This is a genomic window from Amnibacterium setariae, from assembly GCF_003581425.1.
Classification (GTDB): domain Bacteria; phylum Actinomycetota; class Actinomycetes; order Actinomycetales; family Microbacteriaceae; genus Amnibacterium; species Amnibacterium setariae.
The window spans coordinates 1073793-1095393 of record NZ_QXTG01000001.1 but is presented as its reverse complement, the minus strand read 5'-3'; the positions used below and the strand labels follow the sequence as shown (position 1 = coordinate 1095393).

Annotated in this window: 21 protein-coding genes; 9 read left to right on the top strand and 12 right to left on the bottom strand. The window is 75.0% G+C overall.

Annotated elements, in window-relative coordinates:
* Window positions 1-62 precede the first annotated feature (62 nt).
* Complete coding sequence (locus D1781_RS05505; RefSeq protein ID WP_119481212.1) at window positions 63-446, top strand: MmcQ/YjbR family DNA-binding protein; 384 nt, start codon at window positions 63-65, stop codon at window positions 444-446.
* 70 nt (window positions 447-516) lie between these two features.
* On the opposite strand, the gene D1781_RS05500 is transcribed toward D1781_RS05505, so the two are convergent.
* The 3 genes from D1781_RS05500 to D1781_RS05490 form a co-directional block, all read right to left on the bottom strand.
* On the bottom strand, window positions 517-1038 hold the full coding sequence (locus tag D1781_RS05500) for a shikimate kinase (protein ID WP_119481211.1): 522 nt from the start codon (window positions 1036-1038) through the stop codon (window positions 517-519).
* 18 nt (window positions 1039-1056) lie between these two features.
* Window positions 1057-2283 (bottom strand): histidine--tRNA ligase, encoded by a 1227-nt coding sequence (locus D1781_RS05495; RefSeq protein WP_119481210.1) that lies wholly within the window; start codon window positions 2281-2283, stop codon window positions 1057-1059.
* Between the two features lie 159 nt (window positions 2284-2442).
* A complete protein-coding gene (locus D1781_RS05490) occupies window positions 2443-2868 on the bottom strand; it encodes a glyoxalase (protein WP_119481209.1) in 426 nt (141 codons plus the stop codon).
* Window positions 2869-2974: 106 nt separating this feature from the next.
* Between D1781_RS05490 and D1781_RS05485 the strand changes: the two genes are divergently transcribed.
* Together D1781_RS05485 and D1781_RS05480 are read left to right on the top strand one after the other, a co-directional pair.
* Window positions 2975-3892, top strand: coding sequence for an ABC transporter ATP-binding protein (locus D1781_RS05485; RefSeq protein ID WP_119481208.1), 918 nt, complete (start codon window positions 2975-2977; stop codon window positions 3890-3892).
* On the top strand, window positions 3889-4944 hold the full coding sequence (locus D1781_RS05480) for an ABC transporter permease (protein ID WP_119481207.1): 1056 nt from the start codon (window positions 3889-3891) through the stop codon (window positions 4942-4944). The genes D1781_RS05485 and D1781_RS05480 overlap by 4 nt, the downstream gene beginning before the upstream one ends.
* A 51-nt stretch (window positions 4945-4995) precedes the next feature.
* On the opposite strand, the gene D1781_RS05475 is transcribed toward D1781_RS05480, so the two are convergent.
* The 3 genes from D1781_RS05475 to D1781_RS05465 all read right to left on the bottom strand — a co-directional run bounded on the left by D1781_RS05475 (window position 4996) and on the right by D1781_RS05465 (window position 7728).
* Window positions 4996-5643 (bottom strand): MazG family protein, encoded by a 648-nt coding sequence (locus D1781_RS05475; RefSeq protein ID WP_233551025.1) that lies wholly within the window; start codon window positions 5641-5643, stop codon window positions 4996-4998.
* A gap of 44 nt (window positions 5644-5687) precedes the next feature.
* Window positions 5688-7055, bottom strand: a complete 1368-nt coding sequence (locus tag D1781_RS05470; RefSeq protein ID WP_119481757.1) for an MDR family MFS transporter — start codon at window positions 7053-7055, stop codon at window positions 5688-5690.
* 175 nt (window positions 7056-7230) lie between these two features.
* Window positions 7231-7728 carry a GNAT family N-acetyltransferase gene (locus tag D1781_RS05465; RefSeq protein ID WP_233551023.1) on the bottom strand — a complete coding sequence of 166 codons (498 nt, stop codon included), beginning with the start codon at window positions 7726-7728 and terminating at the stop codon, window positions 7231-7233.
* A 41-nt stretch (window positions 7729-7769) separates the two neighbouring features.
* On the opposite strand from D1781_RS05465, the gene D1781_RS05460 reads away from it, so the two are divergent.
* The 4 genes from D1781_RS05460 (at window position 7770) to D1781_RS05445 (ending at window position 11286) form a co-directional block, all read left to right on the top strand.
* Window positions 7770-8231, top strand: a complete 462-nt coding sequence (locus D1781_RS05460) for a hypothetical protein (protein ID WP_119481206.1) — start codon at window positions 7770-7772, stop codon at window positions 8229-8231.
* Between the two features lie 24 nt (window positions 8232-8255).
* Entirely contained in the window at window positions 8256-9632 is a 1377-nt protein-coding gene (locus tag D1781_RS05455; protein WP_119481205.1) for a serine hydrolase domain-containing protein, read from the top strand.
* A gap of 107 nt (window positions 9633-9739) precedes the next feature.
* Window positions 9740-10897 carry a Na+/H+ antiporter NhaA gene (locus tag D1781_RS05450; RefSeq protein WP_119481204.1) on the top strand — a complete coding sequence of 386 codons (1158 nt, stop codon included), beginning with the start codon at window positions 9740-9742 and terminating at the stop codon, window positions 10895-10897.
* Window positions 10898-10920: 23 nt separating this feature from the next.
* Window positions 10921-11286 carry a VOC family protein gene (locus D1781_RS05445; RefSeq protein WP_119481203.1) on the top strand — a complete coding sequence of 122 codons (366 nt, stop codon included), beginning with the start codon at window positions 10921-10923 and terminating at the stop codon, window positions 11284-11286.
* A gap of 82 nt (window positions 11287-11368) precedes the next feature.
* On the opposite strand, the gene D1781_RS05440 is transcribed toward D1781_RS05445, so the two are convergent.
* The 6 genes from D1781_RS05440 to D1781_RS05415 all read right to left on the bottom strand — a co-directional run bounded on the left by D1781_RS05440 (window position 11369) and on the right by D1781_RS05415 (window position 18986).
* On the bottom strand, window positions 11369-12550 hold the full coding sequence (locus D1781_RS05440; RefSeq protein WP_158590006.1) for an MFS transporter: 1182 nt from the start codon (window positions 12548-12550) through the stop codon (window positions 11369-11371).
* A 44-nt stretch (window positions 12551-12594) separates the two neighbouring features.
* Window positions 12595-13257, bottom strand: a complete 663-nt coding sequence (locus D1781_RS05435) for a dihydrofolate reductase family protein (protein ID WP_119481201.1) — start codon at window positions 13255-13257, stop codon at window positions 12595-12597.
* Between the two features lie 9 nt (window positions 13258-13266).
* Window positions 13267-13728, bottom strand: a complete 462-nt coding sequence (locus D1781_RS05430; RefSeq protein ID WP_158590005.1) for a GyrI-like domain-containing protein — start codon at window positions 13726-13728, stop codon at window positions 13267-13269.
* 40 nt (window positions 13729-13768) lie between these two features.
* Complete coding sequence (locus tag D1781_RS05425) at window positions 13769-14149, bottom strand: VOC family protein (RefSeq protein ID WP_119481199.1); 381 nt, start codon at window positions 14147-14149, stop codon at window positions 13769-13771.
* A 115-nt stretch (window positions 14150-14264) separates the two neighbouring features.
* Entirely contained in the window at window positions 14265-17894 is a 3630-nt protein-coding gene (gene mfd, locus D1781_RS05420) for a transcription-repair coupling factor (protein ID WP_407641656.1), read from the bottom strand.
* Between the two features lie 108 nt (window positions 17895-18002).
* Window positions 18003-18986 carry an amidohydrolase family protein gene (locus D1781_RS05415; protein WP_119481197.1) on the bottom strand — a complete coding sequence of 328 codons (984 nt, stop codon included), beginning with the start codon at window positions 18984-18986 and terminating at the stop codon, window positions 18003-18005.
* Window positions 18987-19167: 181 nt separating this feature from the next.
* Here D1781_RS05415 and D1781_RS05410 point away from each other — a divergent pair, with 181 nt between their 5' ends.
* Both D1781_RS05410 and D1781_RS05405 read left to right on the top strand, forming a co-directional pair.
* Entirely contained in the window at window positions 19168-20700 is a 1533-nt protein-coding gene (locus D1781_RS05410; RefSeq protein WP_119481196.1) for a Mur ligase family protein, read from the top strand.
* Window positions 20697-21428, top strand: coding sequence for an SDR family NAD(P)-dependent oxidoreductase (locus D1781_RS05405; RefSeq protein WP_119481195.1), 732 nt, complete (start codon window positions 20697-20699; stop codon window positions 21426-21428). The genes D1781_RS05410 and D1781_RS05405 overlap by 4 nt, the downstream gene beginning before the upstream one ends.
* Window positions 21429-21601: the final 173 nt, after the last annotated feature.

Here is a 21601-nt window from a genome sequence, read left to right as displayed (position 1 = left end):
CGTCCTGCGGGCTCCCGCACCGGGGTGTCGCGCAGGAACTCCGGATCCGCGAGCATCGCCTCATGGAGCACCCGATCATGTACGACGAGCACGACCCCGTGCTCGCGCGCGTGCGCGAGGTCGCGCTCGCGCTGCCGGAGACGGAGGAGCGCCTCAGCCACGGCCGCCCCTGGTTCCACGTCGTCGGGCGGCCTGCCTTCGCGGTCTACGGCAGCGGGACGAAGGGGCCGGAGAAGGTGATGCACCCGCACTCGGTCGTCGTCCACGTCGACGACGACGAGCGGCCCGCGCGCCTGCAGGACCCGCGGTTCTTCGTGCCGTCCTACCTCGGCCCGCGCGGGTGGCTCGGCCTCGACGTCGACGGCCCGGACACGGACTGGACCGAGGTCGCCGAGCTGCTCGACGCCTCCTGGCGCCGCTCGGCCCCCGCCCGCCTCCTCCGCTGACCACCACTTCCGTTTTGAAGGAGTTCTCGGCCCGAGCGCGCGAGAACTCCTTCAAAACGGAAAGAGCGGATCAGGCGGGGCGGGAGCGCCCGGCCGTCGACCACGCCTGCTCCACCGCGGCGAGCACCTCGTCCGCGCTGCGTCCGTCGACGACGACGACGAGGTCGGCATCGGGCGGGTCCGCGGCCTCGAGGTCGTGCAGCGCGCGCCGCTCCTCCTCGGTGATGAAGGGGTGCCCGTCCGGCCAGTGCGCCCTCACCGCGTCGTCGCTCGCGGCGAGCCGCACGAGGAACGCGTCCGGGACCGTCGACCGCCACACCTGAACCGTCCGCGGCGTGAGGACGTCCGCGACGACGACCTCGAAGCCGGCGAACGCGAACGCGATCGCGAGCCGGGCGGCGTTCTCCGCGCCGAGCACGCGTTGGCGGGCGCCCTCCTCCCCCTCCCACGGAGCGGCCGCGCCGGCGACCACCAGCCGACGCACGTCATCCGTGTCGATGAAGGCGCAGCGTCGCCGCGACTCGGCGAGGCGCCGCCCGATCGTCGTCTTCCCCGCCCCCGGCGGCCCGGTGAGCACGAGCGGCGGCCGCATCTCGTCACTCTGCACGGATCAGGCGAGGGGACGGAGGTCGCCGAGGCCCTCGGCCGTCACGACGCCGAAGCGGGTGAAGCCGTCCGCGGCGAGCGCGTCGAGCTGCGCGCGGCGGTTCTTCCTCGCGCGCTCGAGGCGCACCCGGCCGCCGTCCTCCTGCGCCTGCCGCTTCGCCGCGAGCAGCACGCCCGCGGGCACGTCGCCGTCGTGGAGCAGCGCGGTCGCGGTCGCGCCGGAGACGCGGTCGGGCAGCAGGTCGACGATGCGCTCGAAGCCGATGGAGAAGCCGACCGCCGGGACCTCGCGGCCGAGGAAGCGGCCGATCATCCCGTCGTAGCGTCCTCCACCGCCCAGCGAGGAGGTGGAGGACGGGTGCGCGATCTCGAAGATCGTGCCCGTGTAGTAGCCCATGCCGCGCACGAGGGTCGGGTCGAAGACGAGCTCCACCTCGGGCAGCGCGTCCTTCAGCGCCAGCAGGTCCGTGTACGCCTCGACGTCGAGCCAGGCGGGCGGGTCGACCGCGAGGCCCCAGTCGGCGGCGGCGAGCCCGCCGAACGCCTCCGCCAGCCCGTCGACCGGGACGCCCTGCTGCGCGAGCTCCGCGACGACGCCGTCGACGCCGATCTTGTCGAGCTTGTCGATCGTGATCAGCGCGGCCGAGCCGGCGTCGGCCGCGACGCCCCAGGTGCTGAGGAGGCGGGTGAGGATGCGGCGGTCGTTGATGCGGATGGAGGCGCCCTCGAGCCCGAGCGCGTCGAGCGCCGCGGCGGTCGCGCCGATCAGCTCGAGCTCGGCGATCGGGCCCGGCTCCCCCACGATGTCGATGTCGCACTGGACGAACTGGCGGTAGCGCCCCTTCTGCGGCCGCTCCGCCCGCCAGACCGGGCCGATCTGCACCGCGCGGAACACGGGCGGGAGCGCCGCCTGGTTCGTCGCGTAGAACCGGGCGAGCGGCACGGTCAGGTCGTACCGCAGCCCGAGGTCCGCGATCGCGGGCACGTCGTCGGCGGCCTGCCACTGCTCCGGGCCGATGCCGCGCTTCAGCACGCTGAACGACAGCTTCTCGTTGTCGCCGCCGAGCCCCGCGTGCAGGCGGTCGTAGTCCTCGAGCGCGGGCGCCTCGATCTCGTCGAAGCCGTGCCCGCGGTACACCGTGCGGATCACGGACAGCGCGTCCTCCCGCTTCGCCTTCTCGGCGGGGAGGAGGTCGCGCATGCCGCGAGGCGGGTTCACCGGGGAGGCCACGGGGCGATTCTTCCAGGCGCGGCGGTGGTCTCGAGGCTCGCTGCGCTCGCACCTCGACCAGCGGAACGGCTCGCTGCGCTCGCACCTCGACCAGCGGAACGGCTCGCTGCGCTCGCACCTCGACCAGCGGAGGAGCGCGGCGGGGAGGCGCGGGCGGCGTCAGCGGGTGAGCTCGGGGTGGAAGTCCGGGAGGTACGAGAGGCCGACGAGCAGCCCCTCCGGGCTCTGCAGCCGCGCGGTCCACTGGCCCCACGGCTCGACGTGCGCGCGGACGAGGATCTCGTGGCCGCCCTCCGCGAGCTCCGCCTCCCCCGCCGCGACGGCCTCGGGCGACGCCATCTCGAACTCGAGCCACGCCTGCGGCACGGGCCGGTCCTCCGGCCAGTCGTCCGTGCCGAAGGTCGCTCGGGCCGCCTGCGCGAGCGGCCAGAGGCCGAAGACGTTCGCGCCCGCCAGGCCGTGCGCGTGGTGGTAGTCCGGCGCCATCTCGTCGAAGCGCAGCCCGAAGGCGGTCGACCAGAACGCGAGCCCCTCCGCGCCGGAGCGGGTGATCGGCCCGAACCCCGCGATGAACCGGATGTCCATGCGCGCACGATAGGCGTGTCCGCCGACGATTGGCAGCAGGCGCGGACCCGGGATTCCCCCTGCAGGCGGAGGCGGCCCGCGCGGCCGCACCGATACCGTCCGCAGCATGGAAGCCGCCGGCATCGTCGTGGAGGGGGTGCGGCGGTCCTTCGGGTCGACGCACGCCGTCCGGGACATGACCTTCTCCGCCGCACCGGGCCGCGTCACCGCGCTGATCGGGCCGAACGGCGCGGGCAAGACGACGCTCATGCTGATGCTCGCGACCCTGCTCGCGCCCGACGCCGGCACGATCCGCATCGCCGGCCTCGACCCCGCCTCCGATGCGGCCGGGGTCCGCGCCGCGCTCGGCTGGATGCCCGACGTGCTCGGCTCCTGGGCGTCGCTGACGACCCGGACGACGCTGCAGCTCACCGGGCGTCTGCACCGGATGCCGAAGGACCGCGCCGCCGCCCGCGCCGACGAGCTGATCGCGCTCGTCGGGCTCGAGGGGCTCGCGGACCGGCCGACGCGCGTGCTGTCCCGCGGGCAGAAGCAGCGGCTCAGCCTCGCGCGGGCGCTCGTGCACGACCCGGCGGTGCTGCTGCTCGACGAGCCCGCGAGCGGCCTCGACCCGGAGGCCCGCGTCGAGCTGCGCACCCTCGTCCGCCGGCTCGCCGACGACGGCCGCACCCTCCTCGTGTCGAGCCACGTGCTCGCGGAGCTCGAGGAGATGGCGGACGACGCGGTCTACGTGCAGGAGGGGAGGACGGTCGACCCCGAGCGCGTCGCAGCGCTCCGCACCGCCGCCCGTCCGTGGCGGCTGCGCGCCCTCGACCCGGCCGCGCTCGACGCGGCGCTCGCTGCCAGGGGGCTGGCCGGGACGCAGGACCACCTCGGCCGCCTCGTCGAAGTCGCCGACGAGGCCGCCGCGGCGGACCTGCTCGCCGCGCTCGCCGCGGACGGCGTGCGGATCACCGCGTTCGGCCCCGCCGCGGGCGAGTTCGAGCGCACCTTCCTGGAGCTCGCGAAGGAGCAGGAGCGATGAAGGAGCGGATCCTCGCCGTCGGCACGGTCGTCGACCTCGAGCTGCGCCAGCGGGTGCGGAGCACCGCCTGGTACGTGCTGCTCGCCGTGTCCGCGGCGCTGCTGCTCATCGTCTCGGTGCTGCTGCTCGGCGTCGCGGCGGCGGTCGGGAAGGAGGGCGGGCCGCAGGTCTTCTCGGTGATCGTCTTCTTCGTCCTGCTGCTCGGCTCGCTCGTGACGCCGGCGCTGTCGGGCGGCGCCGTGAACGGCGACCGAGACGCGGGCACGCTCGCGACGACGCAGGTGACGCTCGTGACGACGACGCAGCTGATCGTCGGCAAGTTCCTCGCCGCGTGGACCGCGTCCCTCGCCTTCCTCGCGGTCGCGCTGCCGTTCCTGCTGCTCGCGATCGTCGCGGGCGGGGTGGACCCGGTCGTCGTGCTCGTCGCGCTGCTCGTCACGGTGCTCGAGCTCGGCGTGGTCGCCGCGGTCGGCGTCGGGCTCTCCTCCGTGATCGCGCGGCCGATCTTCTCCGTCGTCACCACCTACCTCGTCGTGGCGGCGCTCTCGATCGGCACGCTGATCGCGTTCGGCCTCGGCGGGGTCGCGCTGCAGACGTCGCAGACGACCGTCGAGCGCTACTACTCGACGGACGCGGACGGGAACCCGCTGCCGGGCGGCGTCTGCGACCCGGAGCAGCGCACCACCTCGCAGGTGCCGCGCTACGACCGGGTGTGGCCGATCCTCGCGGTCAACCCGTTCGTCGTGCTGGCGGACGCCGTGCCCGGCCAGTGGAGCAAGGACGGCTACGCGGCGGACGCGTTCAGCGGGCTGAAGGCCGTCACGCGGCTGGCGCAGGTCGCGCCGCCGGAACCCTCCGTGTACGACGACTGCGACCCCGCCCGGAACACGAGCGACCGCCGCACGCAGGAGCAGGTCGTCGCCGCCACGACGCCGACCTGGGCGGCCGGGCTCGTGCTGCAGCTCGTGCTCGCCGTGGCGCTGATGCTCGCGGGAGGGTCGGCCCTCCGCACGCCGGCGAAGCGCCTCGCGAAGGGCAGCCGCATCGCCTAGGCGCCAGGCGCTCCGGACCGGGTGCGCCCGCGCCCGCGGCCGCCCGGGCGCTCAGCCCTGGTGCGGGTCGGCCTCGACCGCGCGGATCGCGCCGGTGAAGCGGCGCAGGGCGGCGCGGAGGGCGCGCTCCGCGTCGAGGCCCTTCGCGGTCGCGGCGATCACGGTGTCGAGCAGCTCGTCGCCGAGCGCGTCCTCGTCGTCGGGCACGGCGCGGCCCGGCCGCACCTCGAGCCCCGCGCGCTCCGCGCGGCCGACGAGCTTCTCGGCGAGCAGCAGCGACGGCATCTGCATCGGCACCCCGTCGAGCACGCTCGTCCGGTCCGCCTTCTCGCGGCGCTTCTGCGCCTCCCAGACCTCCACGACCGCGTCGGCGTCCGCCGCCACTTCGTCGCCGAACACGTGCGGGTGCCGCCCGATCATCTTCGCGGCGGTGTCGCGGGCGACGTCCTCGACGTCGAAGCCCTCGCCCGGCGTCGCGCTCGCGAGGTCGGCGTGGAAGAGCACCTGGTAGAGCACGTCGCCGAGCTCCTCGCGCATGGCGGCGACGTCATGCGTCTCGATCGCCTCGACGAGCTCCGCCGTCTCCTCGATCAGGTAGCGGACGAGCGACTCGTGGGTCTGCTCCGCGTCCCACGGGCAGCCGCCCGGCGCGCGGAGGCGCGCCATCACGGCGACGAGGCGGTCGAGCTCGGAGGGCACCGCGCCATCCTCCCCGGTCGCGCCGGGCAGGTCGGTCGAGCCGGTCACGCGGGCTCGGGCGCGGGGCGCTCGGTCGCCGCCGCGTGCTCCGCGCGGAACGACGGCATCAGCGTCGCGACGACGACGGTCAGCGCGCCCGCGACGACGACGCCGATGAAGACGGCCGTGGAGGCGCTGCTGACCGCGGCGGCGGACGTGCGACCTGCGAGCACGCCGTTCGCCACGGCGCCGAAGACCGCGACGCCGACGGCGGAGCCGACCGAGCGGAGGAACGTGTTCGAGCCGGTGACGACGCCGCGCTCCGCGAACCCGACGCTCGACTGGCCGGCGATCAGCGTCGGCGTCGCGACGGTGCCGAGGCCGAGCCCGACGACGAGGCAGGCGATGCCGGTCAGCCAGATCGATGCGAGCGGCGTCGCGACGAGCACGCCGACGGCGCCGACCAGCGCGACCGTCGACCCGATCAGCGCGGTCGGCCGGAAGCCGAGGCGGAGGTAGAGGCGGCCCGCGTTCGACGCGGCGATCGGCCAGCCGATCGTGAGCAGCGCGAGCGCGAGCCCGGACTCGAGCGGCGACGCACCCGCGACCGACTCCAGGAAGTTCGGCACGTACGAGGTGAGGCCGAGCAGCAGGGCGCCGACGCCCGCGCTGATGAGCCCGGTCGTGAGCAGCAGGCGGCGCGAGAACACCCACAGCGGCAGCACCGGCTCCGGCGCGCGGCGCTCGACGAGGACGAACGCGACGAGGAGCACCACGACGAGGACCGGCAGGCCGATGCCGGGCAGCGACGCCCACGGCCAGGCCTGGCCGCCCTGCAGCAGCCCGAGGAGGAGCGCGGTGAGCCCCGCGGTCAGCAGGACCGCGCCCGGCACGTCGACCCGGTGGGTGCCGCGCTGCGGGGACTCCTTGTAGCGGCGGACGAGGACCGCCGCGGCGATGCAGAGGGGGATGTTGACGAAGAAGATCCAGCGCCACGAGACGAACTGGGAGAAGACGCCGCCGAGCGTCGGGCCGACGACGGAGGAGATCGCCCAGACGCTCGCGAGGTAGCCCTGCGCCTTCGCCCGCTCGGCGAGCGTGTAGATGTCGCCGGCGACCGTGATCGAGGTCGGCATGATCGCGCCGGCGCCGAGCCCCTGCACGGCGCGGAAGAGGATCAGCGTCAGCATCGACGGCGCGAAACCGCAGAGGATCGAGCCGAGCAGGAACATCCCGATCCCGTAGAGCAGCAGCGGCTTGCGGCCGATCGTGTCGGTCAGCTTCGCGTAGACGGGCACGGACACCGCCTGCGCGAGCAGGTAGACGGAGAACAGCCACGGGAAGCTCGAGAAGCCGCCGAGGTCCTGCACGATCGACGGCACCGCGGTCGCGAGGATCGTCGAGTCGATCGCGATGAGGCCGGTCGACAGCATCAGCGCGAGGAGGATCGGGCCGCGCTCGGAGCGGAGGCCCACGTCGCGACGGCTGATCTCGGGCGGGGCTCCTGCACTCACTCCGGGTTCCAATCCCCCTCCTCCCCCGCCTATTCCGTTTTGAAGAAGTTCTCGGCGCGCAGGCGCGAGAACTCCTTCAAAACGGAAGCAGGCGTCAGCGGGTCTTCGCGGCCATCAGGGCGACGCGGTAGGCGCCGCCCTTCGTCTCCTGCTCGCCGAGCCGCTCGAAGCCGAGGCGGGCGTGGAAGGCGAGCGACTCGGGGTTCTCGGGCCGCACGTTCACCTCGCAGGTCACCTCGTCGCGGCCGAACTCGCGGGCGCGCTCGAACGCGGCGCCGTACAGCGCCCGGCCGATGCCGCCGCCCCGCGCGCCGTCCGCGACGACGACGCGGTCGACATAGACGAAGGAGTCGGAGCGCGCCGCGAACCAGCGGTAGTTCTCGCTGTCGTAGTCCGTCCCCGGGTCCATGGCGAGCAGGAACCCGATCGGCGACGCCGGGGTCTCCTCCGCGACGACGGCGAGGGAGGCGGTCGCGACGAGCTCCGCGAGCTCCTCGGTCGTGGCCGGCGGCACCGCGGGCACGGCGGCGTTGTTCATGGCCAGCACGGCCGGGAGGTCGTAGGACTCGAGCGGGCGGACGACGACGGGCACGGCCGACCACGATAGACAGGCGGACCGCCGAGAATGCCGGGGTGCACCGCTCGCCCGCCGTCCTCGCCGCGGTGCTCGTCGCCGTCGCGCTGACGACCACGGGCTGCGCCGCGGGCGAGCCCGCCGCCACCCGGTCGGCGACGCGCAGCCCCGCGGAGACCGTCACGCCGCTGCCCACCCCTGCGAAGGCGGCCGGGGAGGTCACCCGGTCCGTGTTCGCGGACGGCTCGAACGAGGACCCGGCCGGCCCGATGCCGTCGACCGGCGCGGTCGCGGTCGACGTCGCGTGCGCGGGCGTAGACGGCAGCACGATGACCTGGAGCCTCGTCGGGGGCGACGGCCGCCCCCTCGGCCTGTCCGGCACCGCCGACTGCTCGGGCCCGCCGACCACCTCCTGGCTCGGCGTGACCGCCGAGCGCCGCCCGGCCGAGGTCCGGGTGCGGCTGCTGCCCGCGTCCGGCGTCGTCGCCGGCTACGCGGTCGTCCGCCGCGGCACCCCCTGAGCCGCCGCCTGGGAGGATCGGCCGGTGCCGTACCGGACCGCCGATCTCGCCCTCGCCGCTCCCGCCCTCGACGAGCTGACCGCCGCCCGCGTCCGCGACGGCCGGGCGCCCGCCTCCGCGTGGGCGGTGCTGGGCCCGGAGGGCGTCGTCGCCGCCGGCGCGCAGGGCGAGGGCGCCGACACCGCGAGCGCCTTCCGCGTCGCCTCCTGCACGAAGAGCTTCACCGCCGCGACGCTGCTGACGTTCGCGGCGGAGGGCGCGCTCTCCCTCGACACCCCGCTGACCGACGTGCTCGACGCGGCCGTGCTCGGCGCCTCCCGCGCGCCCACGCTCGGCGAGCTCGCCTCGATGGCGGGCGGCATCCCGATCGACGACCCGTGGGCGGATCGCCAGGAGTCGATGACGACCGCCGACTTCGACCGCCTCGTCGGCGAGGGCGTCCGGCTGGCCTACGAGCCCGGCACGACCTACGAGTACTCGAGCTTCGCCTACGCGATCCTCGGCCGCGTGCTCGAGCGGGTCGGCGGGCGGCCCTACCCGGAACTCGTGCGGGAGCGGCTGCTCGAACCGCTCGGCCTGACGGGGCTCGCGTTCGACCGGACCGTCGACGCGCGCGTGATCGAGGGCTTCGCGAAGGTCGAGGGCGCCTGGGTGCAGCAGCCCTGGGCGGAGCCCGGCGCGTTCTCGGCGCTCGGCGGCGTGGTCGCGACCCCCACCGCGCTCGCGACCTGGGCGGGCTGGCTGGCAAGCGCCTGGCGCGACGACGCGACGGACGACGTGCTCGCGGCGGGCCTGCGTCGCGCGATGCAGGAGCCCCGCACCCCGGTGCCGGGCCCGGCCGGGTCGCACTACGGGCTCGGGCTCGTGGTGGAGGAGGACCCGCGGCACGGCCGCGTCGTCAGCCACTCCGGCGGCTACCCCGGCTTCGGCGCGCACATGCGCTGGCACCCGGAGAGCGGCATCGGCGTGGTCGTGCTCGAGAACGCGCGGTACAGCGGCGCGACGCTGCCCGCCACCCAGGCCCTGACGCTCCTGCTCGACGGCGCGAGCACGCCCGCCGCGGCACCGGCGCTCTGGCCGGAGACCGCCGCCGCCCGCGAGGTCGTCGAGCGGCTGCTGCGGTCGTGGGACGACGACGCGCTCGTCGGCGTCGCCGCGGACAACGTCGTGCTCGACGAGTCGTTCGCGCTGCGCCGCGCGACCGCCGAGCGCCTCCGGGAGCGAGCCGGGCTCGCCGTCGATGCGCCGGTGGCACCGCTCGACGCGGTCGCGCTCCGCAGCGACTCCCCCGCGCACCTCGCCTGGACGGTGCCGGGCGCCGCGGGCCGGATCCGCTGCGAGATCCGGATGACGCCCGTCCGCGAGCCCCGCCTCCAGACCCTGGCCCTCCGCCTGGCCTGACTCGCCCCGCCCCGTCCGGTACCCTGGAGGCGGAGCGCCGGGAAGTCTGGTCGGCCCCCGAGTCGCGACCGCGAGCGGGGTGCGTCGCACCCGACCCGGGAGGCCCCGTGCGCTTCATCACCTCCGACCGCGGCTCCGCCGCGCTGCTGCTCGCCGCGGCGGCGCTCGCCCTCGTGCTCGCCGCGACGCCGGTCGGGCCGGCACTGCTCGCGGCGCGCGACCTGCACCTGCCGCTCGACGCGACCGGGCTGCACCTCACCGTCGACCACCTCGTCAGCGACGGGCTGCTCGCCGTGTTCTTCCTGCTCGTGGCGATCGAGCTGCGGCACGAGCTGACGCACGGCGACCTCGCGCACCCCGCGGCGGCCGCGCTGCCCGCTGCGGGCGCGCTCGGCGGCGTGGTCGTGCCGGCGCTCGGCTACCTGCTCGTCGCAGGCGGGACGGACCCCGCGGGCTGGCCGGTGCCGACCGCGACCGACATCGCGTTCGCGCTGGGGCTGCTCGCGCTCCTCGGCCGCGGGCTGCCGAGCCGGGTGCGGGCGTTCCTCCTCGCGCTCGCGATCCTCGACGACCTCGTCGCGATCCTCCTGATCGCGGTCGTGTTCCCGGTGCGGCTCGAGCCCGTGTTCCTCCTCGCCGCGCTGGTGCCGCTGGCGCTCTTCGCCGTGCTCGCCCGGCGGCTGCGCGGCGGCGCCCTCCGCACGGCCCTGCTCGTCGTGCTGGGCGTCGCCGCCTGGTACCTGACCGCGCGGTCCGGCGTGCACGCGACGCTCGCCGGGGTCGCGCTGGGGCTCCTGCTGCCGGGCCCGCTCGGGGCCGCGGTCGACCGCGCGCTGCAGCCCGTCTCGCGGGCGGCGATCCTGCCGCTGTTCGCCTTCACGGCGAGCCTCATCCGCATCGAGGACGTCGACGGCGCGGCGCTCGGCCCCGTGCTCGTCGGCGTGGCCGTCGCCCTGCCGCTCGGCAAGCTGATCGGCATCGTCGCGGGCGGCCTCGTCGGTCGCGCCGTGCTCGGCCGCCGGGCGCCCGACCCGATCCGCCCGGTCGAGCTCGTCGTCGTCGGGCTCGTCGGCGGGGTCGGCTTCACCGTCTCCCTCCTGATGGGCCGGCTCGCCTTCGCGACGGAGGACCTGCGCACCGCCGCGACGCTCGGCGTGCTGCTCGGCTCGGCGGCGGCGATCGTGCTGTCGGCGCTCGTCGTGCCGCTGATCGCCCGGCGGTCCCGGGCCCGGCCTTCCCGCCGTCGCTCCCGCGCTCTACCGTGAGCGCACCGAGTCGAGGAGGACGCATGGTCGCGATCGAAGGCGCGTTCAGCGGGATGAGCGTGCGGGACGTGCCGGAGGCGGTCGCCTTCTGGCGGGACGTCGTCGGGCTCGAGGTCGACGACGGGGAGATCGCCCGCCTCCGCCTGCCGGGCGGCGGGCACGTGATCCTCTACCCGAAGCGGGACCACGTGCCCGCGACGTTCACCGTGCTGAACCTCGTCGTCGCCGACGTCGGCATCGCGATCCGGGAGCTCGGCGAGCGGGGCCTGGAGCCGCAGCGCTACCCCGGCATGCCGCAGGACGAGGACGGCGCGATGCGCGGCCGCGGGCCCGACATCGCCTGGTTCACCGACCCCTCGGGCAACGTCTTCTCGGTCATCGTCGACTAGCCCACTTCTCTGCTCACGCTTCTGGACGCCGGTCGGACGGATCGGCGTCCAGAAGCGTGAGCACTTCGCCGGTGCGGCGGGGTCAGGCCTCGTTGCGGACGCGGGTCGGGAACCCGCCGCGGAGGACGGCGACCAGCACGACCGCGAGCGCGAAGGCGCCCGCGGCGAGCACGACCACGGCGGGCACGCCCGCGAGCGCGAGCACGCCGCCGCCGACCGCGGCGCCGAGGCCGATCCCGACGTTCGAAGCGGCGTTGTTCACGGCGGCGCACAGGTCCGGGCTGAGGGCGCGGGACCGGAGGCACGCGGCGGTGCAGAAGACGGGGATCGCGCCGAAGCCGACGACCCACAGGGTCACCGCGGCGACGGTGCCGGGCGTCGAATCGCGGAGCAGGAGCAGCGCCGCGATGCAGAGCGCCGCGAGCGCGAGCGCTCCGAGGAAGCCGGCGCGCGGGCGGCGGTCGATCACGAGCCCCGCGAGCCAGAGCCCGACCACGCCGGCGGCGCCGAACAGGAACAGCGCGGTGCCGATCGCCGACTCCGGCACCGCCGCGCCGAGCAGGACCGTCGACACGTAGGTGTAGAGCGCGTAGTGGCCGAAGAAGGCGAGGGCGTTCACGACGGCCGCCGAGACGAGGGCGCTGCGCGGGCCGCGAGCGGGATGCTCCTGCGGCTCCGTGCCGACGATCGCGGGCAGCGCGCCCGCGGTGACGAGCGCCGCGAGCACGGCGCCGATCGCGAGCGCGGCGAAGGCGGCCCGCCAGTCGAGGGCGGCGCCGATCGAGGTGACGAGCGGGACGCCGAGCACGTAGCCGGCGGAGGCGCCCGCCGCGGCGATCGCGAGCGCGCGCCCCTGGACCCGCGGCGGCACGAGCGCCGAGGCGTAGGCGGAGGAGAGCGAGAAGAACAGCGCGTGCGCGACGCCGCCGATCGCCCGGCCGGCGCAGAGCACCGCGAAGCTCGGCGCCAGAACGATGACGAGGTTGCCGACGCCGTACATCGCGATCGTGCCGAGCAGCAGCGGCTTCCGCGGCAGCCGGCCGGTGAGGCGCGTCAGGGGCACCGCGAGCACGGCGACGAGGGCGGCGTAGACCGTGATCAGCAGGCCGGTGACGGACTCCGGCACGGCGAACGCGCGGCTCAGCTGCGGCAGCAGGCCGACGGGGACGATCTCCGTGGTCACCGCCACGAACGACGCGAGCACGAGCGCGCCGAGCCCGAGCGCCGCGCCGAATCCGATGCGTTCGTCCTCGGGGCGTGCCACGCCCCCATCCTCCCCGGCCACCCGCCGCGGGCGGCGAGGCCGCGTCAGCGCGTCCGGGTGAAGACCTGGTGCACGACCCCGGAGGGGGACGCCGTCGTCTCGATCGAGAACCGCTCCTCCAGCCCCTCCTGCCCGTCCCAGATCCGCACGCCGCGCCCGAGCACGATCGGCACGACGACGAGGTGCAGGTGGTCGACGAGGTCCGCGTCGAGGAACTCGCGGACGACGGTCGCGCCGCCGCCGAGCCGCACGTCGAGGCCGCCGGCGAGCTCAGCCGCCTCCGCGAGCGCCGCCTCCGGCGTCGTGTCGCGGAACAGGAACGTCGTCTCCCCCTGCACGAGGTCCTCGCGCTCGTGGTGGGTGAGCACGACGACCGGGGTGCGGAACGGCGGCTCGTCGCCCCACCAGCCGCGCCACGACTCGTCCTCCCACCACGGCGGCGAGAGCGGGCCGAACTTGTTCGCGCCCATGATCTCGGCGCCGATGCCGTTCCACGACTGCGCGGCGAAGGCGTCGTCGACGCCCGTCGATCCCGCGCCCGTCGCCTCCGCCTCGTGCCCTGAGGCGGCGGCGAAGGTGCGGGTCGGGAAGAACCAGGACATGAGCCGGCCGCCCGCGTGCCCGAAGGGGGTCTCGAGCGACTGCCCCTCCCCCGTGGCGAAGCCGTCGAGCGAGACGGCGATGTTGTGCGCGCGCAGCCGGGCCATGGCGGAACGCTACCGAGGTCGGGCGACCGGCTGGATCAGGCGGGTGACCCACTCCTCCTGCGGCCGGTCGGGCGGCGTGAGGTAGACCTCGCGCGCCGGGCCCGCCAGGGCGCGGAGGGCCGCGGCGAGCGCCTCCCAGCTGCGGTCGATCACGTCCATCGCGCCGTGGTGCTCCGCGACGGCGGCGCGCTCGAGCTCGGGCAGGACGTGGAGCTCGAGGCCGGGCACGGGCCCGACGTCGTCGCCGACCTCGAAGCCGGCGGTGACGACGACGCCGTCGCCGGTCTCCTCCGAGCGGTAGAGCGCGACGGCGGGTCCGGTCGGCACGTCGCCGAGCAGCGCGGCGGCCTCGGGGAACATCGGCCCGACGACGGGGCCGATCTGCTGCGAGCCGAAGCCCGGCGCGTGGCGCGTGAGGGTCGCGACGCGCTGCGCGGGCACGCGGCGGATCTCGAGGTCGATGTCGGGCACGGCGGGCACCTCCGGGGATGCGGGCGGGGAGGGGGACGGGTCAGGCGGGGGCGGCGACGCCGACGAGGTTGCCGGCCGGGTCGCGGAAGTGGCCGACGACGACCCCGCCGCCGTCGTTGCGCTGCGGCCCGAGGACGACCGTGCCGCCGAGCCGCTCCGCCTCTGCGAGGGTCGCGGCCACGTCCTCGACCCCGACGTAGAAGACGGCGTGCGCCGCGAAGCCGGGCCCTCCGCCGATGCCGCCGGGGACCGGACCGGCGCCGTCCCCCGGCTCGACGAACGAGTAGGATGTCTCCTCCGAGATCGCAGGCGCCACCGGCGCGCCGACGCTGGCGTTCCAGCCGAACAGCGCGCCGTAGAAGGCGCGGAGGACGAACGGATCGGGGCCGATCAGCTCGACGTGCACCACCGGGTTCCGCATCGCCGCACGATGCCCCCGGCGCCTGCGCGAGGGCTGGACGTCAGGCGGTGCTCGAGGTCCATGGTCTCGAGGCTCGCTCCGCTCGCACCTCGACCAGCGTGATGCAGGTGCGGGGCTAGGCGGCGGCCTGCGGCGTCTTCGCCCAGATCGCGCCGAGCAGCACCTGGACCCACTCGATCAGCGCGGTGTCCGCAAGCGGCTCCCCCGCGGTCTGCGGCCACGGCACGTTCACCGCGCCGCCGATAACCCGGGCGCCCGGGTACATCCGCTGCAGGCGCACCTGCATCGAGTCCGGCAGGTCCGCCGGCGCGATGCGGAGGAACTTCGGCAGCGCGACGACGTCGGACAGCCCCGCGTGCTGGGCGAGCCGCCGCAGCTTCGAGATCCGGACGAGGTTCTCGACCTCCTCCGGCGCCTTCCCGTAGCGGTCGACCAGCTCCTCGAGCACGAGGTCGATGCGGCCCTCCGCGGAGGCCGGCCCGGCCGCCGCGGACAGCTTCTGGTACGCCTCGAGGCGCAGCCGCTCGCTGTCGATGTAATGCTCCGGGATGCGCGCGTCGACCGGCAGCTCGAGCCGCAGCTCGGTCTGGCCGTCCGCCACCTCGCCGCGGAAGTCACTGACCGCCTCGCCGATCATCCGCAGGTAGAGGTCGAACCCGACGCCCGCGATGTGGCCGGACTGCTCGCCGCCGAGCAGGTTGCCCGCGCCGCGGATCTCGAGGTCCTTCAGCGCGACCTGCATGCCGGAGCCGAGCTCGTTGTTCGCGGCGATCGTCTCGAGGCGGTCGACGGCGACCTCGCCGAGCGGCTTCTCCGCGTCATAGAGGAAGTAGGCGTAGGCGCGCTCCCGGCCGCGGCCGACGCGGCCGCGCAGCTGGTGCAGCTGGCTCAGCCCGTACTTGTCGGCGCGGTCGACGATCAGCGTGTTCGCGTTCGCGATGTCGAGGCCGGTCTCGATGATCGTCGTCGAGACGAGCACGTCGTACTTCCGCTCCCAGAAGTCGACCATCACCTGCTCCAGCTGGTGCTCGCCCATCTGCCCGTGGGCGACGGCGACGCGCGCCTCCGGCACCAGCTCGGCGATCTCCGCGGCGATGCGGCCGATGGAGGCGACCCGGTTGTGCACGTAGAAGACCTGGCCCTCGCGGAGCAGCTCGCGCCGGATCGCGGCCGTGATCTGCCCGGCGGAGCGCGCGCCGACGTAGGTGAGGATCGGGTGCCGGTCCTCCGGCGGGGTCGCCAGCGTCGACATCTCGCGGATGCCGGTGACCGCCATCTCGAGCGTGCGCGGGATCGGCGTCGCGCTCATCGCGAGCACGTCGACGTTCGTCTTCAGCTTCTTCAGCTGGTCCTTGTGCTCCACGCCGAACCGCTGCTCCTCGTCGATGATCACGAGGCCGACGTCCTTGTAGGACACCTCCTTGGCGAGCACGCGGTGCGTGCCGATGACCATGTCGACGGTGCCGTCGGCGAGGCCGCGGATCGTCTCCTTCGCCTCCTTGTCCGACTGGAAGCGGGACAGCGGCCGCACGTTGACCGGGAAGCCGGCGAAGCGCTCGTTGAACGTCTCGAGGTGCTGGCGGACGAGCAGCGTCGTCGGCACGAGCATCACGACCTGCTTGCCGTCCTGGATCGCCTTGAACGCAGCGCGGACCGCGACCTCGGTCTTGCCGAAGCCGACGTCGCCGGAGATGAGCCGATCCATCGGGATCGCCTTCTCCATGTCGGCCTTGACCGCGTCGATCGTCTCGAGCTGGTCGGGCGTCTCCGCGAACGGGAACGCCTCCTCCAGCTCGTGCTGCCACGGGGTGTCGGGACCGAAGGCGTGCCCCTTCGACGCCATCCGCGCCGAGTACAGCTTCACCAGCTCGACCGCGATGTCGCGCACGGCCTTGCGGGCCTTGCCCTTCGCGGCCGCCCAGTCGGAGCCGCCCATCTTCGACAGCTGGGGCGCCTCGCCGCCGACGTACCGGGTCAGCAGGTCGAGCTGGTCCGTGGGCACGTAGAGCTTGTCGCCCGGATAGCCGCGCTTCGACGGCGCGTACTCGATCAGCAGGAACTCGCGGACGACCTTCTCGGGCGCCTTGTCGCCGATGCGCTTCGGGCCCGTCTTCTGCACGGGCGCGACCTCGCGGCGGACGAGCTCCACGAAGCGGCCGATGCCGTGCGTCTGGTGCACGACGTGGTCGCCGGCCTTGAGCTGCAGCGGATCGACCACGTTCTTGCGGCGGGAGGCGAGCTTCTTCGGCCCGCGGTTGTCCATCGTCGCGGCGCGGCCGTAGAACTCGCGCTCGGAGACGACCGCGAGGGAGACCTCGGGCTGCTCGAAGCCGGTCTCGAGGTCGCCGATCAGCACGTAGGCGACCCCGGGCTCGAGCTCGGCGGGCAGCTCCTCCACGATGCGGGCGGCGGCGCCGCGCTCCGCGAGCACGTCGCGGGCGCGCTCGACGAGGCCCTTGCCCGCGGCGGTGACGACGGTCGACCAGCCGTGGCGGAGGCGGGAGGCGATGTGGTCGAGCAGCTCGGCCGGGCGGCCGGCGATGACGGGCGTCGCGCCGCCCTTCACGCGGAGGTACTCGGCCGAGTCGGCGAGCAGCGCGGCGGCCTTCGCGGGGTCGAGGTCGCCGACGGACTCGGCGCCGTCGGGCTGCGACTCGAACGAGCTGATCGTCCACCAGGTGCCCTCCGGCACCGACTCGCGCAGCTGGTTCACGGTGAGGAAGTCGCCCGACTCGAGGTCGATCGGCGCCTGGGCGCCGGCGGTCGCGGCGCTCCATGCGGCGTGGAGGAACTCGCGGTTCGTCTCGGCGAGGCTGACTGCGCGGCTCGCGACCCGCTCCGGCGAGAGCACGCAGACCGCAGCGCCCGCCGGCAGGTACTGCGTCACCGGCACGAGGCCGTCCGCGAGCACCGGCGCGAGCGACTCCATGCCCTCGACCGGGATGCCCTCCGCCACCTTGGCGAGCATCTGCGCGAGGTTCGGGAACTCGTGCCGCAGCTCGCGGGCGCGCTGCTGCACCGCCGGGGTGAGGAGCAGCTCGCGCGCGGGCACGAGCTCGGCGGCGTCGACGGGCAGGTCGAGCGTGCGCTGGTCGGCGACGGAGAAGCCGCGGAGGCCGTCCACCTCGTCGCCGAAGAAGTCGACGCGGACCGGGTGCTCCCCGATCGGCGAGAAGACGTCGAGGATGCCGCCGCGGACCGCGAACTCGCCGCGGCGGGTGACGAGGTCGACGCGCGTGTAGGCGAGCGCGACGAGCCGCTCGACGACGGCCTCGAGGTCGACGCCGCGCTGCCCGAGCCGCAGCGTGACCGGCTCGACGTCGGCGAGCCCGGCGACGATCGGCTGCAGCGCCGAGCGCACCGGCGCGACGACGACGAGGGGCGCGTCGCCCGGCTTCCACACCCGCATGCGGCGGATCGCGTGGAGGCGGCGGCCGACGGTCTCGACGCCGGGGCTCAGGCGCTCGTGCGGCAGCGTCTCCCACGCCGGCAGCTCGAGCAGCTCCGCGTCGGGCAGCAGGCAGGCGAAGGCGCTGCGCAGCGCGTCCGCCTCCCGCTCCGTGGCGGCGACGACGAGCAGCGCGTCGGCCTCGCCGTGCTCACGCCGACGCTGCAGCAGCGCGGCGAGCAGCGGCGCGTGCAGCCCCGGCGTGGCCGAGAAGTCGGCCGGACGCGAGGCGGCGAGCAGCGCATCGCTCATCGAATCGGCGTGCGAGAGCAGGCGCGGCAGACCCGAGAGACTCACTCGTCCCATTCTACGAGCGGCACCGACACCGACCTCGCTGTTCGCTGACGGGGTGATCCGCGGCACATCCGCGCGAGCGCTCGGCCCGTTCAGCAGCGGAGGGCCCCGCTAGGCGAGGTGGCCGGTGAGGCGCTCCCAGGCGCCGGAGGCGATCGACGCGCGGTCCTCCTCGGACACCGCCGCGGACTCGAGGAACGCCCGCGCCCGGCCGTCGCCGGTCGGCACGTACGGGTAGTCGGTCGAGTAGAGGATGCGGTCGACGCCGATCACCTCGGCGGTCCAGCGCAGGTAGCGCTCGCTCAGCATGCCGCTGCCCGTCACGCCGACGTTCTGCCGGAACACCTCCTCGATCGACCGCTCGAGGTGCAGGCCGGTGCGGCCGATCCCCGCCTCGAACCGCTCGAGGAAGAACAGGACGACCTCGCCCCAGTGCCCGACGACGACCTGCAGCCCCGGGTGCCGGTCGAAGACGCCGCCCACCACCATCCGCAGCAGCTGCACGCCGGTCTCGTAGTGCCAGCCGATGCCGTGGTTCGCGAACGCGCCGTCGACCTCGTCGCCGAAGCCCGAGTAGTACTGCTCGCGCACCGGTGCCGTCGGGGTCTGCGGGTGGAGGTAGAGCGGGGCGCCGAGGCGCTCCGCGACGCCGTACAGGTCGTCGAAGCGCCGGTCGTCGGCGTTCACGTCGCCCGTCCTCCCGTTCAGGAGCGCGCCGCGGAACCGGAGCGTCGAGACGGCGCGCTCGAGCTCCTCCGCGGCGGCGGCCGGGTCGGGCGTCGGCACGGCGGCGAACGCCTGGAAGCGGTCGGGATGCGCGGCGACGATCTCCGCGAGCGCGTCGTTCGCCTCGCGCGCCACGGGCACCGCGTCCGCCGCGGCCAGGTTCTGCACCCCCGGGCTCGTCAGTGAGAGCACCTGCACGTCGACGCCCTGGTCGTCCATCGCGGCGATCCGCTCCTCGCCGACGTCGCGGAGGCGCCGGGACAGCGGGTCGTCGCCGCCGCCGTGGACCTCGCCCCCGCCGGCCAGCCGGCGCCAGGCGTCGACCAGCTCGGGGACGACGAAGTGCTCCTCCAGACCCACGATGCGCATGCCCCGCACGCTCCTCCTCCCCCGCTGAAGACGCTCCCAGCCGCCCCCGCCGGCTGCGGGTGCGCCCGGTGCCACGGACCTCCCGGCGGATCCACCGCTCCTGCCCAGCCGTTGTCCGGGGTCAACGGTCCGTCGCCGCCTAGCGTGCGAGCGCCGTGCCGATCCCGCGGCGCCCACCGCCATGACGCTCACCCCCGGTCTGCTGCGACCCGACCGCCCCGCGCCGCGGCGCCTCGACGCCCTCGCGCGGCACTGCCGCGCGACGGTGCACGGCGAGACGCGCGGCCGCTTCGTGACCGGCGTCACGCTGCGCAGCCAGGACGCGCGGCCCGGCGACCTGTTCGTCGGCCTGCCGGGCGCGGGCGCGCACGGCGCCGCCTACGCCGGGGCCGCGCAGCAGGCGGGCGCGGTCGCGCTGCTCACGGACGCGGCCGGCGCCGACCTCGCCGCGGGGGTCGACCTCCCGGTGCTCGTGGTCCGGGACCCCCGCCGGATGCTCGGCGAGGCCGCCGCCTGGATCCTCCGCACCGCGGACGCCGTGCCCCTGCTGCTCGGCGTCACCGGCACGAACGGCAAGACCACGACCGCGACGCTGGTGGAGCACCTGCTGCGCCGGCTCGGGCTGCGCACCGCCCTCAGCACGACGGCGGAGCGCGTGGTCGACGGGGTGCGGGTCGCGAGTCGGCTGACGACGCCGGAGGCGGACGAGCTGCACGCGCTCCTCGCGGTGATGCGGGAGCGCCGCGTCGACGCGGCCGCCGTCGAGGTCAGCGCGCAGGCGATCGTGCGGGCCCGGGTCGCCGGGGTCCGGTTCGACGTCGCCGGGTTCACGAACCTCACGCACGACCACCTCGACGACTTCGGCGACATGGAGGCCTACTTCGCCGCGAAGGCCGCGCTGTTCGAGCCGGAGGCCGCGCGCCGGGGCGTCGTGTCGCTCGACTCGCCCTGGGGCGCGCGGCTCGCGGCCCGAGCGGGCGTGCCCGTCACGACGATCGGCGCTGACGCGGGCGACTGGCGGGTCGCCGTCACGCAGCGGCGGCAGGGCGGCACCGCCTTCCGGCTCGTCGCGCCGGACGGGCGCAGGCTGTCGACCCGGGTGGCGATGCTCGGCGACCACGCGGCGTCGGACGCGGCCCTCGCCGTCGCGATGCTCGTGGAGGCGGGCGTCGACCTCGGCCGCATCGAGGCCGCGCTCGGCGACGACGGCTTCGCCACCGCGGTCCCGGGGCGGCTCGAACGTCTGTCCGCACCCGGGGGTCCGGACGTGTTGCTCGACGTCGCGCACACGCCGGACGCGTTCGTGAAGTCGCTGGCGGCCCTCCGCGCGGTGACGCCCGGGCGGATCGTGATGCTGTTCGGCGCCGACGGCGACCGGGACCGCTCCAAGCGCTTCGGCATGGGCCGTGTCGCGGGCGAGCTCGCCGACGCGGTGCTGATCACCGATCACCACAGCCGGTTCGAGGACCCGGAGGCGATCCGCGCCTCCCTCCTCACCGGCGCGGCTTCGGCGCGCCGTGCGGAGGTGCTCGACGTGCCCGATCCGAGCACGGCCATCCGCATCGCCATCGGGATGACTGGCCCCGGCGACGCCGTGCTCTGGGCGGGCACCGGGCGGACCGAGTACCGGGACGTGCTCGGCACGAAGATCCCGTACTCGTTCCTCGCCGAGGCGCGCGCGGCGCTCGACGAGCTCGCGGTCGTCGCGGCGTGAGCACGGATCTGCGCGGCAGGGTCGCCCTCGTCACCGGCGCCTCCGGCGGCATCGGCTCGGACCTCGCGGTCCGGCTCGCGGCCGCCGGCTGCGACGTCGCCGTCCACTGGTCGGGGAACGAGGCGGCGGCGCGCGGGGTGGCGGACCGCGTGCGGGAGCACGGTGTCCGCGCCGCGGTGCTGCAGGCCGATCTCGCGGATCCCGCGCAGGCGGGCGGCCTGGTCGACGCCGTGGAGCGCGAGCTCGGCCCCGTCGACGTGCTCGTGCCGACCGCGGGCGTGAACCTGCCGGTGCAGGCGGTCGAGGACCTGTCCTTCGACGACTGGTCTCGGACGATCGCCGTGAACCTGACGGCGCCCTTCCTCCTCGCGCAGCGAGCGGTGCCGGGCATGGTGGAGCGGCGGTTCGGCCGGGTCCTGTTCGTCTCCTCCGTCGCGGCGTTCACCGGCGGGATGGTCGGCCCGCACTACGCCGCGAGCAAGTCGGGGCTGCACGGCATGCTCCAGTGGCTCGCGAAGCGCACGGCGAAGGACGGCGTGACCGTCAACGCGATCGCGCCTGCGCTCGTCGCGAGCGGCATGGTGCCCGACGACCTCGACGCCTCCGCGATCCCCGTCGACCGGATCGGGCAGCCGGAGGAGGTGGGCGAGCTCGCGATGGCGATGCTCACGAACGCCTACCTGACCGGCAAGGTGTTCCTCGCCGACGGGGGCATGTTCGCGCACTGATCGAGCCGAGGTCTCGACCGCGGCCCAATCGGGAATTGGCGGGAGTTGACCTCGAGCCCTCCGACGGTCGTAGCGGCAGCGGCAGCGACTCGTTGACTGCGCGGTGAGCGAGTTGCGCCATCTCTGCCCAAGACCCCGACACGCACGCCGCCAGCGGCTCGCCAGTGGGACGC

Coding starts and splice junctions, on each gene's coding strand:
- D1781_RS05410 (WP_119481196.1), top strand. CDS start 19,168: ATGACGCTCACCCCCGGTCTGCTGCGACCCGACCGCCCCGCGCCGCGG.
- D1781_RS05500 (WP_119481211.1), bottom strand. CDS start 1,038: ATGCGGCCGCCGCTCGTGCTCACCGGGCCGCCGGGGGCGGGGAAGACG.
- D1781_RS05445 (WP_119481203.1), top strand. CDS start 10,921: ATGGTCGCGATCGAAGGCGCGTTCAGCGGGATGAGCGTGCGGGACGTG.
- D1781_RS05425 (WP_119481199.1), bottom strand. CDS start 14,149: ATGCGGAACCCGGTGGTGCACGTCGAGCTGATCGGCCCCGATCCGTTC.
- D1781_RS05435 (WP_119481201.1), bottom strand. CDS start 13,257: ATGGCCCGGCTGCGCGCGCACAACATCGCCGTCTCGCTCGACGGCTTC.
- D1781_RS05470 (WP_119481757.1), bottom strand. CDS start 7,055: ATGCTGTCGACCGGCCTCATCGCGATCGACTCGACGATCCTCGCGACC.
- D1781_RS05505 (WP_119481212.1), top strand. CDS start 63: ATGGAGCACCCGATCATGTACGACGAGCACGACCCCGTGCTCGCGCGC.
- D1781_RS05415 (WP_119481197.1), bottom strand. CDS start 18,986: ATGCGCATCGTGGGTCTGGAGGAGCACTTCGTCGTCCCCGAGCTGGTC.
- D1781_RS05485 (WP_119481208.1), top strand. CDS start 2,975: ATGGAAGCCGCCGGCATCGTCGTGGAGGGGGTGCGGCGGTCCTTCGGG.
- D1781_RS05480 (WP_119481207.1), top strand. CDS start 3,889: ATGAAGGAGCGGATCCTCGCCGTCGGCACGGTCGTCGACCTCGAGCTG.
- D1781_RS05490 (WP_119481209.1), bottom strand. CDS start 2,868: ATGGACATCCGGTTCATCGCGGGGTTCGGGCCGATCACCCGCTCCGGC.